We start from the raw sequence: 14,704 nt of genomic DNA on the forward strand, positions 1-14,704 counted from the left end.
GATGGATTTACGAAGATGAAACACATAAGAAATTTTTGCATTATTGCTCATATTGACCACGGAAAAAGTACACTTGCCGACAGACTTCTTGGTGCTACCCAAACCGTTACGGCTCGTGAGGAAAAAGCGCAACTGCTGGACAACATGGATCTGGAACGCGAACGTGGGATTACCATAAAAAGTCACGCCATTCAGATGGAATACAAATACAAAGGCGAGGAATACATCCTGAACTTAATAGACACTCCTGGCCACGTAGATTTTTCGTATGAAGTTTCTCGTTCTATCGCCGCTTGTGAAGGCGCATTGTTAATTGTAGATGCTGCACAAAGTATTCAAGCGCAGACTATTTCCAACTTATATTTGGCTTTAGAAAACGACTTGGAAATTATTCCGGTTTTAAATAAAGTAGATTTACCAAGTGCAAATCCTGAGGAGGTTAGCGATGATATCATTGATCTACTAGGTTGTAAATTAGAAGATATAATTCATGCTTCGGGAAAAACAGGTTTTGGTGTCGAAAATATCTTGGCTGCCATTATTGAAAAAATTCCTCCACCAAAAGGAAATAAAGACGAACCATTGCAGGCTTTGATTTTTGACTCTCATTACAATCCATTTCGCGGAATTGAGGTTATTTTTAGAGTGGTAAATGGGGAGATTAAAAAAGGACAGAAGATCAAATTCATGGCTACAGGCAATGAATATTTTGCTGATGAAATTGGTACATTAAAACTGAATCAAGTTCCAAAACAAGTAATTTCATCAGGAGATGTTGGATACTTAATTTCGGGAATTAAGGAAGCGAAAGAAGTAAAAGTGGGCGACACGCTGACGGATGCCAAAACGCCAACAACTAATATTATTACTGGTTTTGAAGATGTGAAACCAATGGTTTTTGCAGGAATTTACCCTGTAGATACTGAAGATTATGAAGAGTTGAGAAATTCGATGGAAAAACTACAGTTGAACGATGCTTCTTTAGTGTTTTTGCCAGAAAGTTCGGCAGCTTTAGGTTTTGGTTTCCGTTGTGGATTCTTAGGAATGCTGCACATGGAAATTATTCAGGAGCGTTTAGAACGTGAGTTCAACATGACTGTAATTACTACGGTTCCTAACGTTTCGTACCATGCGTTTACTAAAAAAGAACCTGACACTATTTTGATTGTAAACAATCCATCAGACTTGCCAGAGCCTTCTCGTTTAGACCGTGTGGAAGAGCCTTTTATTAAAGCAACGATTATTACCAAGTCGGATTACGTAGGAAACGTTATGAGTTTGTGTATTGAAAAACGCGGACAAATAACCAATCAGACCTATTTGACTACCGAACGTGTAGAGCTGAATTTTGATATGCCTTTGGCCGAGATTGTGTTTGATTTTTATGACCGATTGAAAACGGTTTCTAAAGGATATGCTTCGTTTGATTATACGCCTATTGGAATGCGAACTTCCAACTTGGTAAAAGTTGATATATTATTGAATGCAACAATTGTGGATGCTTTGTCGTCATTGATGCACGTAGATAATGCGTATTCTATTGGAAAAAAGATGTGTGAAAAGTTGAAAGAATTGATTCCGCGTCAGCAATTTGACATACCTGTTCAAGCAGCTATTGGTGTGAAAGTAATTTCGCGTGAAACCATAAAAGCTTTACGTAAAGACGTTACCGCCAAATGTTATGGTGGGGATATTTCCCGTAAACGTAAATTATTGGAAAAACAGAAAAAAGGTAAAAAACGTATGAGACTGGTTGGAAATGTTGAAATTCCGCAAGAAGCGTTTATGGCTGTTTTGAAACTGAACGACTAGTTTTTTTCAGAGAAAAGAAACAAGAGCAAAAAATAAAGAGAAAACCTGACGATGAAAATTGTCAGGTTTTTTTGTTTATTTCTGGGCGAGAAATTTTTGCAGCAAATGAGCTTTATTCGATGATATATTGATAAATAAAATGAATGAATGTGATAGAAGAACAATTCGAACTATAAAACAAGAACTTCAAAAAGCAGAAAACCGAATTGATTATAATCGTTTTAGAGCTTATGAACTTGCTGCACATTATAAAGAATGAAGCTTTTTAAGTATAACCAAATCGCAGATAAACTTATTTTAGGCACTACAAAGTTATCTTCAAACTTTGATAGTTGGACACGGGCATTTTGGTTTACTTTAATTATTTGTTTTGCGTTTTTTACTTCATATTTCATTTTAGAAAACCTAGATAAATCATTTACCTTAAGTAACTGGGAAGATTTTGTTTATGGTTATTTTAGATTCTTTTTAATCACTGATTTCAAAAATGAATACTATGAAGCTGGAGAAAGTATTTTAAAATTCAATTGTTTTATTAGTTTATTTCCATTTTTAATTGGCAAGATTGCTGTTGCTTTTGGTCTTTATGAAATGATTCAAGGCTTTAGAAAATTTGGAGTCAATGGAAGATAAAAGTCTGTTTCACTGTATTGAGATCAATTGCCTTTGGCTTTAGCCAAAGGTAAAAGAGAAAGTTTTTGCTGGCTTTAGCCCAAATAGTACAATCTATTTGGCTAAAGCCAATTAGCAATTGAATCCAAAACCGTTGACTAAAGTCAACGGCAATTGATGATATTATTCACTTAAAATCAAATATCATTTATTCTCCAACCACTCAAACAAACGCAAAGCATCTTCCTTTTTAAAAAGCTGTGTCCCTTCATTCATGGTCGCTGCCGAACCACAGGCTACGCCCCAACGGATGACTTCTTTTAAACTTTTGTTTTGAGACAAAGCCCAAACCATTCCGCCTACCATACTATCTCCTGCTCCTACGGTGCTTTTTTTGACAACATTAGGTGCAGGAACATATTCGTAAGCGTCTTTTGTAACTAATGCAGCTCCTTGTGGCCCTAATGAAACGACTACAATTTCAGCACCGCCATCGGCAATGATTTGTTTTGCGGCATCGTCAATTTCATTCAATTCTAATTGTTCTCTTCCAATCAATTTGGCTAGTTCGCCCACATTGGGTTTGATTAAATAAACCCCGGTTTTTAAAACTTTTTTTAAGGCTTCGCCAGAGGTATCAACTATTACTTTAGCATTGGTTTTCTTGGCAATTTCTGAATAAAAATCATCCGATAATCCTTCGTTTACACTTCCGCTTAGGACTAAAAACTGGGTGTCTAAACAAGAAACTGAATCCATTATTTTTTGTACTTCTTCAGGCGAAATTGTACCTCCAGGAAAACCAAAGCGGTATTGAGAATTCGTATTATCATCCACTGCAATAAAATTTTCTCTGGTCCAAGACTCAACTGCAATCGTTTTAGACGCAATTCCTTCTTTATTGATTAATTCTTCAAGTAATTTACCTGTAAAACCCCCAGTTGTAAATAGCGCTTGTGAAGTGCCACCCAACCTTGAAATAGCTTTGGAGACATTAATTCCGCCTCCGCCAGCGTCATATCTTGCTGCTTCACATCTAATTTTCTGTTCTGGGATCAAGCCTTTCAAATGCGTACTTTTATCAATTGCTGGATTGACTGTTAGGGTAACTATATCAAATGATTTCATTTTTTTAAATTTAATTGAAACTAAAGATGCAAAAAAACCGAATAACATTCACTATTTTAAACAATTCATTTTCTAGATTTTTTAATTAACCAAAACCTTTGCTCCCGAAGCTTCGGGATTGTATCTTTGCTACTTTGAAACTTACAAACTATGATTGAAGATAAAAACCCACAACGTACAAGTATTGCTCAACTGGGCGAATTTGGTTTGATTGACCATTTGACTAAAAATTTTGAAATCAGCCAAGCTTCTACCTTAAAAGGAATTGGAGATGATGCTGCCGTTTTGGATTTCAAAGACAAAAAAGTAGTTGTTTCTACCGATATTATGGTTGAAGGTGTTCATTTTGATTTAGCCTATATGCCGTTAAAACATTTGGGTTACAAAGCTGTTGTTTCCAATGTTTCAGACATTTGTGCGATGAATGCCAAAGCGACTCAGATTACCGTTTCGGTTGCGGTTTCAAACCGTTTTCCATTAGAAGCCATGGAAGAATTATTTCACGGAATTACATTAGCTGCCAATGAATATAAAGTAGATGTTATAGGTGGTGATACCACTTCATCTCAAAAAGGATTAATTATCAGCATTACCGTTTTAGGGGAAGCAGATGAAGAAGAAATTGTGTATCGAAATGGAGCAAAATCAACCGATTTATTAGTGGTTACCGGCGATATTGGGGCGGCTTATATGGGATTGCAGGTTTTAGAAAGAGAAAAACAGGTTTTCCAAGTCAATCCAAATTCGCAGCCTGATTTAGAATTATATACGTATTTAATTGAACGCCAATTAAAACCGGAAGCTCGAAAAGACGTGCGTACTTTGTTGCACGCCTTAGAGATAAAACCAACATCGATGATTGATATTTCAGATGGATTATCCTCAGAAATTATTCATTTGTGTAAACAATCTAAAGTGGGTTGTAATTTATACGAAGACAAATTGCCTCTTGATCCACAATTCATCAATGTATGTGAAGAATTTGATATTGACAGCACAACAGTTGCCATCAACGGCGGTGAAGATTATGAATTATTATTCACTATCCCAATTGATGATTTCGATAAAATAAAAGGAAATCCTAACTTTTCAATCATTGGACACATGACCGAAGAAAGTGAAGGAATTCATCTAGTTACTCGTGCCAACACTAAAATTCCATTAAAAGCGCGTGGCTGGAATGCTTTAAGTGATTAAAACAAAAATCCGTCTCGTTCTAAAATGAGACGGATTTTTTTTAAAAAATTAATCCTTTATTTTTAGCTGCTTTGACAAGATCAACATCATTGCCGTTTACAACTTGTAGTAATTCTTTAAGATTTTTTTTTCTTGATTCAATGGCATTTAAGGATATGGGCACAAATTGAGGTATGTCCTGAATTTTTGTTCCTTTAGACAAATGAAATAATATTTGTTTGTCGAATAAATCGATTTCAATTGAATTATCATGAGAATTAAGCATTTCTAAAATAGATTTACTGTAATACGTTTGATCATTAATTACCTTATCAAAGGTATTCAATAACTCATCAAAAGTTAAATCGTTTTTAATAACTAATCCTCTGGGATTTACATTATTAATGAGCGTTTTTAACTTCAAAAACTCAGTAAACATGGTTAGCATAATAATTTTACAATTAGGCATGTATTGCAAAACTAACTTCGCTAAATCTTCTCCGGAATACAATTCTTTTTCTTCAAAAGAAGGCATGCTGATGTCTAAAAAAGCAATATCAAAAACTAAATCATTGGTATTAGTAATTAAACTATAAGCAGATTCACAATCTTTGGCTTCTGAAATCACAAAATCATATTTTTCTGGATTGTATCTAGTGATAGCGTTTTTATATCCTTGAATGATAAAAGGGTGATCGTCAACAATTAAGATGTTTTTTTTTAGCTTTGTTGTAGCTGGTTCAATTGTCATTTAGTATATAGGTATTTAGGGTTATCCTATTGGAATACTAACAGTGATTTTGGTTCCTTTGTCTTTCTTAGATTGCACATTAAATTCTCCTTTACATTCTTTTGTACGTGAAATCATATTTTGCAAACCAATTCCTTTCTTTTTAAGATTTACATTAAAACCAACACCATCGTCTGTAATTGTTAATATAATATTATTTTCTTGTTTTTTTAGTTCTACTTTTATTGTCGTTGCATTGGCATATTTATTAATATTCTGTAAAGATTCTTGAATAATTCGGTACAGATTAATCTTAACTGAATTGACAGCCAAATCCCATTTTATAGTTGAATCTATACTAGAAATCAATTTAGACGGAAATGTTTTTCTTTGTTCTTCAAAAAGGTTATCTACAATTGCAACGAAGTTATTAATTAATTCTGATTTTTCCCTATTCAAATCATGTGAAATTTCACGAATATCTTGTTCAATATTTTTTAATTCGGCTAAATAATCATTTCGTTGAGCAACTGCCAAATCATCATTAAACTGATTCAGACCTTCTAAATTCATTCTCACGCCAAACATTCTGCCCAAAACACCGTCGTGCAATTCTTGCGCAACACGCTTTTTTTCTTGAACTCTGTTGGCTTCAATTGTATTTTGCTGAGAAATCATCAGGTTGTAAATATCCTCATTCGCTTTTTGTTGTTGCTGTTTGTATAACAATTCTCTGTTTTTAGCTTTTTGTGATTTGATAATATATAAAAAGAGTCCTAAAATAGTCAAACCACTAAAAAAGTAAACCAGTTTACGATTCTTGGTTTCTAAATCAGTATTCTCGCCCTTAATTTTATCGGTTTCATATTGAATACGAGAGAATTTCTCTCCAATTTTTCGCTCATATTGCTGCAACTCCTCATTAATACGAATGTATTCTTTAGTATAACTGGATGCGTTTTGAGGGTCAACAACGGTAATTTGTTTTAAAGCCAGTAGGGTTTCTCTAGCTATGTTCATCCTTCGAGCCAAATCAAGCGCCTCTTTAGCAAACTGTAGTGATTTAACCTTTTCATTTTTAGAATGATAATATTCCGAAAGATGGATTTTATTTGAAGGTATTTCCGAATACAGCTTTAAACTATCTCTAATTCTTAAGGATGTATAAAATAAATCAGGTAGTCCACTATCATCCTGTAATTTAAATTTTGAATATCCTAAATTATCTAATAATAAAGCATAAATTTTTGGATCTTGATTGTCTATTTTTTGCTGCTCAATGCCTTTTAAAAAATAATCATTTGCCAGTTTATGATCTTTTAATTTCGAGTATACCATCCCTAGATTCAAATAAGAAATAGCCATGGTTTGACTTTTTCCTATTATTGGAATTTCATCTAAAATTCTTAATGCTTTTTTATGATACAAAATAGCATTTTCATATTCATCCATTGCATTATAAACTAAACCCAATGTATTATAAGCATCATAGTAAATTTCATTTACAATCTTATTATCATCATTTTTTACAAGTCTTAATATTCTAAATATTTCCTTCTCACTACCTATTAAATCCCCAATTCTAAATAATAAATCAGCTTTATTAAGAAGTGTTTTAGCTAACTCAAACTCATTATTAAGGCTTCCATACATTTTTTCTGCCTTATAATAAAATAAAAAAGAAGAATCAGAAACTAATTTTACTCTGTAATAATCACCCAAGTATCCATAAGCCTTAGCAATACCAATAGTATCTGTTGCTTTTATAGAATTTTCTAAAACTAAATCAACTGTACTTTTATAATCTTTCCAATTATTAATATTAAAATATCTATTGGATATTTTAAAGAGATTTACTCGATTTAAAGAATCATCCTCTTGGTTAATCACAATATCATTAGCTTTATCAATATATTCTTGTCTTTTTTTTATTGGAAGTTCAAAATTATTAGCTAAAGTAAAATAGATAGCAAGACTATCGTTAGCTATATTAGTAGCTTCATTATTTTCTTTTTTTTGGAGACACCCAAAAAAAAGAAATAATGACACCCAAAAGAAACATTTCAAGTATTTTTTTTCCAATAGGATTTATCAATTTTTCCAAAAATACTAATTTAAGTTTACAAAATAAAAAAAGGCTGTCAAAATTGACAGCCTTTTTTTTATTATCATTATAATAATTAATCAGTTTTAATATCTCTCTTTCCTCCTCCGTAATTAGATGTAAAATCAGTTTTAATATCTCTTTTTCCTCCTCCATTATTAGATGTAAAGTCAGTTTTAATATCTCTTTTTCCTCCTCCATTATTGGATGTAAAGTCAGTTTTAATATCTCTTTTTCCTCCTCCATTATTAGTTGAAGATTCAGAACTTGTGAAAGAAGTTAAAATCATCATTAAAGAGAACAGTCCGATAGTTACAATAGATTTTTTCATGATTTGGGTTTTTATGTTTAAATATTTTTTTACTTGTTTTTGAAATCGCTTTTGTTGCTTTTCCTTTAGTAAAATTATACAGCTTAACCCTATTTCTATCGTGTTTTTAAGTGTTTATGGTAGAATGCAGTCGTTTATGAGTGAACGATACCCAAATCATGGTAGATGACTATTTTTTTAAATTTCTAGGTAATTTCCGTTGGAAATTTCAGAAATTATAAGGTCAATATTGACCTTATAGGATTTAGAGAAAGGAATTTTGGTTGTAGAATTCTTGATATAGCAAACGGCATTTCCTGTATGAATCCTGGAAATGGACTGACTATTTACAATATAACTATTATGAATTCGAACAAAAGGAAAAGACAAAACACTTTCAAAGTGTTTTAAGGTTTTAAAAGCAGTAACCGTTTCTCCTGTATTTAGATGAATATCGGTCGAATTATTATCAGCTTGCAAGTAGCAAATATCTCTTGCGTCTATATACCTATAATCGCCATACGATTTGATACATAATATAAGCGGCTCGTTTTTAACTGAAACATCTTGCTTAGACACTGCAACAACAGCTGGCTCTGTTTTAGTTTGCGGTAGTAATGGAACGGATCCTTCAATACTATTTGACTTTTCTAACTTGAGTATCGATTTGACCAAGTTAATTCGAGAAGCTGGCTTAAGTATGTAATCGGCTACTCCATATTGAATAGCATCAAAAGCCAATTCTTTTTTGCTCGTTGTAACAATAATTTTTGGAACTACTTTAAGATAACGATACAACTCATTGATAAGTAATAGAGACAGATTACTCTTTTTATTAGCTGGATCAATTTCAAGAAAAACCAATTTTGGATTGTATTCTAATATTAAGTTCAACCCTTCTTCATAATTATTAGCTGACCCCAAAAAGGAAAGTTCTGAAAAACCATCAGCAATAGCTTTGGTCTCCAAGAGATTTTCTTGATTGTCATCAATAATAACGTACGAATATTTCATTTGAGGCACTCCCTAATTAAATCAGATAGCACAACATTAGCGTTAGCTGAAAATCACTTCAGCTAAAATTTAAGTATTAGATAATAGTAGTTTTGGGGAAACTATATTATATGCTGTTTTTTAACTAAAAACACAGCATTTTAACATTCTAAAAATAAACATTTAACTTATTTTTATGGTTGGATCACACCAGAAATCGATGAAGTGTTAATACTAATTGATAAAGAGTAAATAAATCCGACCAAGGGCGAAATAGAGTCTTTTTCAGCCTAATTATTTTACAATTAATTCTTACACAGTGCTATAAAAAACAAAAAAAGGCCCTCCTTTTTGGAGAGCCTTTTTCTATTTGTTGTAAAAAATTTACATTTTCATTAACCAGTTTTTCATCGAAACTTCATTTTCAATAATGTTTTTCAGTTCTGAAATTTTTACGCGATCTTGTTTCATTGTATCTCTATGACGAATAGTTACTGTCTCATCTTCGATAGTTTGATGGTCTACTGTAATACAAAATGGAGTCCCTAAAGCATCTTGCCTTCTATAACGACGACCTACAGCATCTTTTTCATCATAAGCCACATTGAAATCCCATTTTAAATCTTCGATGATTTTTTTTGAAATTTCCGGCAATCCGTCCTTTTTAACTAATGGCAAAACCGCTGCTTTTGTTGGTGCTAAAACGGATGGTAATTTTAAAACCGTTCTTGAAGATCCATCTTCTAAAGTTTCTTCTTGTAATGAAGTTGCAAAAACGGCCAAGAACATTCTGTCTAAACCTACAGATGTTTCTACCACATAAGGCACATAATTTTGATTCAATTCGGCATCAAAATATTGTAATTTTCTACCTGAAAATTGTTCGTGTGCTTTTAAATCGAAATCTGTCCTAGAGTGAATTCCTTCTAATTCTTTAAATCCAAATGGGAAATTGAATTCGATATCAGCCGCAGCATTTGCATAATGCGCTAATTTTTCATGATCATGAAAACGGTAATTTTCTCTTCCCAATCCTAAAGACAAATGCCATTTCAAACGGGCTTCTTTCCAGAACTCATAGTGTTTCATTTCTTCGCCTGGACGTACAAAAAACTGCATTTCCATTTGTTCAAACTCACGCATACGGAAGATGAATTGTCTCGCAACAATTTCATTTCTAAAGGCTTTTCCAGTTTGTGCAATTCCAAAAGGAACTTTCATTCTTCCCGATTTTTGAACATTCAAGAAATTTACAAAAATACCTTGAGCCGTTTCCGGTCGCAAATACAAATCCATAGCCGAATCAGCAGAAGCACCTAATTTGGTACCAAACATTAAATTGAATTGTTTTACTTCGGTCCAATTTCGTGAACCAGAATCCGGACAAGCAATCTCTAATTCTTCGATTAAAGCTTTTACATCAGCCAGATCTTCGTTTCCAAGAGAACGAGCCATTCTTTCAAGAATTTCTCTTTCTCTCGCCTTATACTCCATCACACGAGCATTTGTAGTAACAAATTCCTCTTCGTTGAAAGCATCACCAAAACGAGTTCTTGCTTTTTCGATTTCTTTAACTGCTTTTTGATTTAGCTTTTCAGCATAATCTTCAATCAAAACGTCAGCTCTATATCTTTTTTTAGAATCTTTATTATCAATTAATGGATCATTAAAAGCATCAACGTGTCCTGAAGCTTTCCAAGTGGTGGGATGCATTAATATTGCAGCATCAAGTCCCACAATATTTTCATTCATCTGAACCATTGATTTCCACCAATACTCTCGGATATTCTTTTTTAACTCGACGCCATTTTGCGCATAATCATACACTGCACTTAATCCATCGTATACTTCGCTTGACGGAAAAATAAATCCGTACTCTTTTGCGTGCGAAACCACATTCTTAAATATATCTTCTTGTTTTGCCATAGTGGTGCAAAAATATAAAAAGTGAATGTAAAAAAAAGAAAATAATTAAAGTTTGAAGCATTGATTTTTATAATTTTAGAAATAATAAACTCCATTTTATGTTTAAAAGCATTATTGACCTATTTTTTCCTAAAAGCTGCCCGGGTTGCGATACTATGTTATTAATAAATGAAAAGGTAATTTGTACCATTTGCCGACATAATATTCCGCTAACCAATCATCATTTATTGAAAGAGAACGAAGCTTATAAGAAATTTTATGGCCGAATTCCTGTTGAATACGCCTCAGGATTTCTCTATTTTCATAAAAAGGGAATTGTTCAAAAACTAATCCACAACTTGAAATACAAAGGGCATGAAAACATTGGAACCCTTTTAGGAGAATGGTATTCCGAAGATCTAAAAGAAATCATATCGACTATAAAAGCAGATGAAATAATTCCAGTGCCTTTACATCCCAAAAAGCATAAAGAGAGAGGTTACAACCAAGTAACCACTTTTGGTCAATCTCTTTCAAAAAATTTGAATCTGGATTATAACGAGACGATTTTGTTTCGAAAAGTCTATTCGAAAACCCAATCTAAAAAGAATCTTTTGGGCAGAATGGAAGGTATTGAAACTATATTTGATGTTCATTATACAGAAAAAGATCATAACAAACACTTTATTCTTATTGATGACGTTATTACTACTGGCGCAACTCTGGAAGCTTGTAGTCATGCCCTATTGAAGATTCCTGGGGCTAAAATCAGTGTTATTTGTATGGCAATGGCGCAATCTTAATACCGACTAATTACTAAAAACAAACAATTGTTAAAAAGCAAACCTTCTAAACATTTACAAAAAAAATAATTATTTACAGATTAAAATCACAAAAAAACAGATTATTAAATTTATTTAACGAAGCATAATTTCCAATTCCAAACATAAATGTTTAATTTTGGATAAATTATTTATAAATCTTAAAACAAAAATATCATGGCTTTTGAATTACCACAATTACCTTATGCGTATGACGCACTAGAACCACATATTGATGCTCGTACAATGGAAATTCACCACACAAAACATCATAATGCCTATACAACTAATCTAAATGCTGCTATTGCTGGCACTGATATGGAAGGTAAAACTATTGAAAACATCTTGATTAATCTTGATATGTCTAATGGAGCTGTACGTAACAATGGTGGTGGTTTTTACAACCACAATCTTTTCTGGACAGTAATGGCACCAAACGCTGGCGGATTACCTACAGGTGATTTATTAACTGCTATCGAAACTGCTTTTGGATCATTTGAAGAATTCAAAGCTAAATTTGCTAAAGCTGGAGCGACTCAATTTGGTTCAGGATGGGCTTGGTTATGCGTTCAAAAAGGAGGTAAATTAGACGTTTGTGGTACTCCAAACCAAGACAATCCATTGATGCCAGGTGTAGGATGTGGCGGAACTCCAATTTTAGGAATGGATGTTTGGGAGCATGCTTACTACTTAAACTACCAAAACAGAAGACCAGATTATATCGAAGCTTTTTTCAGTGTAATTAACTGGACTGAAGTAGCTAGAAGATATGCTTTAGAAAAATAGTATTTATTTAGATAAAAGAATACAGAAAATAGACAAATTGACTGAAAAGTTGGTTTGTCTATTTTTTTTTGTTCTTATATCAAAGTTAATTTTAAATTTTATTCTAATAAAAAAAGACGAGCCAAATATATACTTCGCCCGTCTTTCCTCTTTATTCTATAATCTATTTTCTTTCTTAAGTTTATTCCAATAAAAAAGGTGGAATTGCTTCCACCTTTTTTGCCCCAAATCTACCATAAACTTAACCTACTAATATTATGGTGAGACAAATCTATTGTAGTTGTATCTTATGTGCAAATATTCAAGACAAACAACCTAAAAAAACGACAAATAACTTAAAACATCAAATTAGTAAGCTCTTGCGTCTTTACCTTCGTAAAAGTTCATAAAGGCACGATTTACCACTCTATTACCTCCTGGAGTAGGATAATCGCCAGTAAAATACCAATCCCCAAGGTTTTTAGGACAGGCTATATGTAAATCTTCTACTGTTTGAAAAATAATCTTTACTTCTGCCTTAATTCCAGGTGAACTTAACATTTCAGCAATTTTATTAGATACTTCTTGTGGTTGAAATGGCTCATAAATAGCCGTTACATAATTTACTACATCCGTATCTTTAAAACTTTCCTGTGCTTTACATTTAGCATACACTTCATCAACAATATGGTATAAGTTTCTTTCTTTCAAAAGTTCCAATGCTGCTCTAAAAGCAACCAGACCTTCTAATTTCGCCATATCAATTCCGTAACAATCAGGAAAACGTATTTGTGGCGCCGAAGAAACAATAACAATTCGTTTTGGATTTAAACGATCCATCATTTTAATGATACTCTTTTTAAGAGTAGTACCTCTAACGATACTATCGTCAATAATTACTAAATTATCAGTAGGCTTAATTACTCCATAAGTCACATCATAAACGTGAGCCACTAAATCATCACGAGTATCATCGGCAGTAATAAATGTTCTTAATTTAGCATCCTTAATAGCTACTTTTTCAGTTCTAATTTTTACAGCTAATAATTCCTGTAAAGTTTCGGCTGTTAAGGTATTCCTATTCGCTAGAATATAATTATTCTTTCTTTGATTTAAGAAATCCTGAGCCGCTTCTACTAATCCATAAAAAGAAGTTTCTGCTGTGTTTGGGATGTATGAAAACACCGTATTATCAGTATCTTGATCAATCGAATCTAAAACTGCTGGCAAAATTAATTTTCCTAGTTTTTTTCTTTCTTGATAAATTTCGGCATCACTACCTCTAGAGAAATAAATTCGCTCAAAGGAACATGATTTTTTAACTGTTGGAGTCAAAATCTCTTTCATAGAAACGTTTCCATTCTTTTTAATAATCAAAGCATTTCCTGGATCTATTTCTTGAACTTTTTCAAATGGTACATTAAAAACCGTTTGAATAACCGGTCTTTCAGAAGCCACAACCACAACTTCGTCATCCTGATAATAATATGCTGGACGAATTCCTGCTGGATCTCTAAAAACAAAAGCATCACCATGCCCTAAAAGACCTGCCATAGCATATCCTCCATCAAGATTTTTTGCCGAACGAGCTAAAATCTTAGCCACATCTAATCTTTCGGCAATTACTGGCGAAGCTTCTTGTTTAGAATAGCCTTCTGCTTTACAATCTTGATACAATTGCATCACTTCTTTATCTAAAAAGTGACCTATTTTTTCCATTACCGTAACCGTATCGGCCATTTCTTTTGGATGTTGTCCTAACTCCACCAAGTTTTGAAAAAGTTCTTTAACATTTGTCATATTAAAGTTTCCTGCCAAAATAAGATTACGATGCATCCAGTTACTTTGTCTCAAAAAAGGATGAACACTTTCGATACTATTTTTTCCAAAAGTTCCATAACGCACGTGTCCTAAAAACAATTCTCCTATATAAGGAATATTAGCTTTTTGTGCCGCAACATCATCAGCATATTCAGGATGTGCAGTCAACTCTTCATTAATCCTTTCATTAATTTGAGCAAATACATCTTGAATGGGTTGCGACTGATTAGAACGTACTCTACTAATGTATCTTTCTCCTGGTTCTACATCTAGTTTGATACTAGCAAAACCAGCACCATCTTGACCGCGGTTATGCTGTTTCTCCATCATCAGATACATTTTTTGTATCCCGTAAAAAGCAGAACCATACTTTTCTTTGTAAAATTCAAGCGGTTTAAGTAGTCTAACTAAGGCTATACCACATTCATGTTTTAAAGCGTCGCTCATTGTAATAGTATTTGTGTTGTGTGAGTTTTTTTATACTAATAAGAATAATACTAATTAAAAAAGCCCCGTTTCCGAGGCTT

At 32.9% G+C, this 14,704-nt stretch carries 12 protein-coding genes; 5 read left to right on the forward strand and 7 right to left on the reverse strand.

Going from position 1 to position 14,704, the window contains the following annotated elements; translation table 11 throughout:
* The first annotated feature begins 15 nt into the window (after positions 1-15).
* Together lepA and AAGV28_RS14430 are read left to right on the forward strand one after the other, a co-directional pair.
* Positions 16-1,812 carry a translation elongation factor 4 gene (gene lepA / locus AAGV28_RS14425; protein WP_373407459.1) on the forward strand — a complete coding sequence of 599 codons (1,797 nt, stop codon included), beginning with the start codon at positions 16-18 and terminating at the stop codon, positions 1,810-1,812.
* Between the two features lie 255 nt (positions 1,813-2,067).
* Complete coding sequence (locus AAGV28_RS14430; protein ID WP_373407460.1) at positions 2,068-2,445, forward strand: hypothetical protein; 378 nt, start codon at positions 2,068-2,070, stop codon at positions 2,443-2,445.
* A gap of 183 nt (positions 2,446-2,628) precedes the next feature.
* Here the strand turns inward: AAGV28_RS14430 and AAGV28_RS14435 are convergent, their stop codons facing one another.
* Positions 2,629-3,552 carry a 1-phosphofructokinase family hexose kinase gene (locus AAGV28_RS14435; RefSeq protein ID WP_373407461.1) on the reverse strand — a complete coding sequence of 308 codons (924 nt, stop codon included), beginning with the start codon at positions 3,550-3,552 and terminating at the stop codon, positions 2,629-2,631.
* Positions 3,553-3,702: 150 nt separating this feature from the next.
* Here AAGV28_RS14435 and thiL point away from each other — a divergent pair, with 150 nt between their 5' ends.
* Positions 3,703-4,749 (forward strand): thiamine-phosphate kinase, encoded by a 1,047-nt coding sequence (gene thiL / locus AAGV28_RS14440; protein ID WP_373407462.1) that lies wholly within the window; start codon positions 3,703-3,705, stop codon positions 4,747-4,749.
* Between the two features lie 40 nt (positions 4,750-4,789).
* On the opposite strand, the gene AAGV28_RS14445 is transcribed toward thiL, so the two are convergent.
* From AAGV28_RS14445 to AAGV28_RS14465, 5 genes are all read right to left on the reverse strand, one after another.
* A complete protein-coding gene (locus AAGV28_RS14445; protein ID WP_373407463.1) occupies positions 4,790-5,479 on the reverse strand; it encodes a response regulator in 690 nt (229 codons plus the stop codon).
* A 21-nt stretch (positions 5,480-5,500) separates the two neighbouring features.
* Positions 5,501-7,507 (reverse strand): tetratricopeptide repeat-containing sensor histidine kinase, encoded by a 2,007-nt coding sequence (locus tag AAGV28_RS14450; protein WP_373407464.1) that lies wholly within the window; start codon positions 7,505-7,507, stop codon positions 5,501-5,503.
* 131 nt (positions 7,508-7,638) lie between these two features.
* Complete coding sequence (locus AAGV28_RS14455) at positions 7,639-7,893, reverse strand: hypothetical protein (RefSeq protein WP_373407465.1); 255 nt, start codon at positions 7,891-7,893, stop codon at positions 7,639-7,641.
* Between the two features lie 177 nt (positions 7,894-8,070).
* Complete coding sequence (locus AAGV28_RS14460) at positions 8,071-8,886, reverse strand: LytR/AlgR family response regulator transcription factor (protein WP_373407466.1); 816 nt, start codon at positions 8,884-8,886, stop codon at positions 8,071-8,073.
* 363 nt (positions 8,887-9,249) lie between these two features.
* Positions 9,250-10,791 carry a glycine--tRNA ligase gene (locus tag AAGV28_RS14465; protein WP_373407467.1) on the reverse strand — a complete coding sequence of 514 codons (1,542 nt, stop codon included), beginning with the start codon at positions 10,789-10,791 and terminating at the stop codon, positions 9,250-9,252.
* Positions 10,792-10,889: 98 nt separating this feature from the next.
* Between AAGV28_RS14465 and AAGV28_RS14470 the strand changes: the two genes are divergently transcribed.
* Entirely contained in the window at positions 10,890-11,573 is a 684-nt protein-coding gene (locus AAGV28_RS14470; RefSeq protein ID WP_373407468.1) for a ComF family protein, read from the forward strand.
* A gap of 195 nt (positions 11,574-11,768) precedes the next feature.
* Positions 11,769-12,377: a superoxide dismutase gene (locus AAGV28_RS14475; protein ID WP_373407469.1), complete on the forward strand. Its 609-nt coding sequence runs from the start codon at positions 11,769-11,771 to the stop codon at positions 12,375-12,377.
* A gap of 348 nt (positions 12,378-12,725) precedes the next feature.
* Here the strand turns inward: AAGV28_RS14475 and AAGV28_RS14480 are convergent, their stop codons facing one another.
* Positions 12,726-14,624, reverse strand: a complete 1,899-nt coding sequence (locus tag AAGV28_RS14480; protein WP_373407470.1) for an amidophosphoribosyltransferase — start codon at positions 14,622-14,624, stop codon at positions 12,726-12,728.
* Positions 14,625-14,704: the final 80 nt, after the last annotated feature.

Source organism: Flavobacterium zubiriense (genome assembly GCF_041729725.1).
GTDB lineage: Bacteria > Bacteroidota > Bacteroidia > Flavobacteriales > Flavobacteriaceae > Flavobacterium > Flavobacterium zubiriense.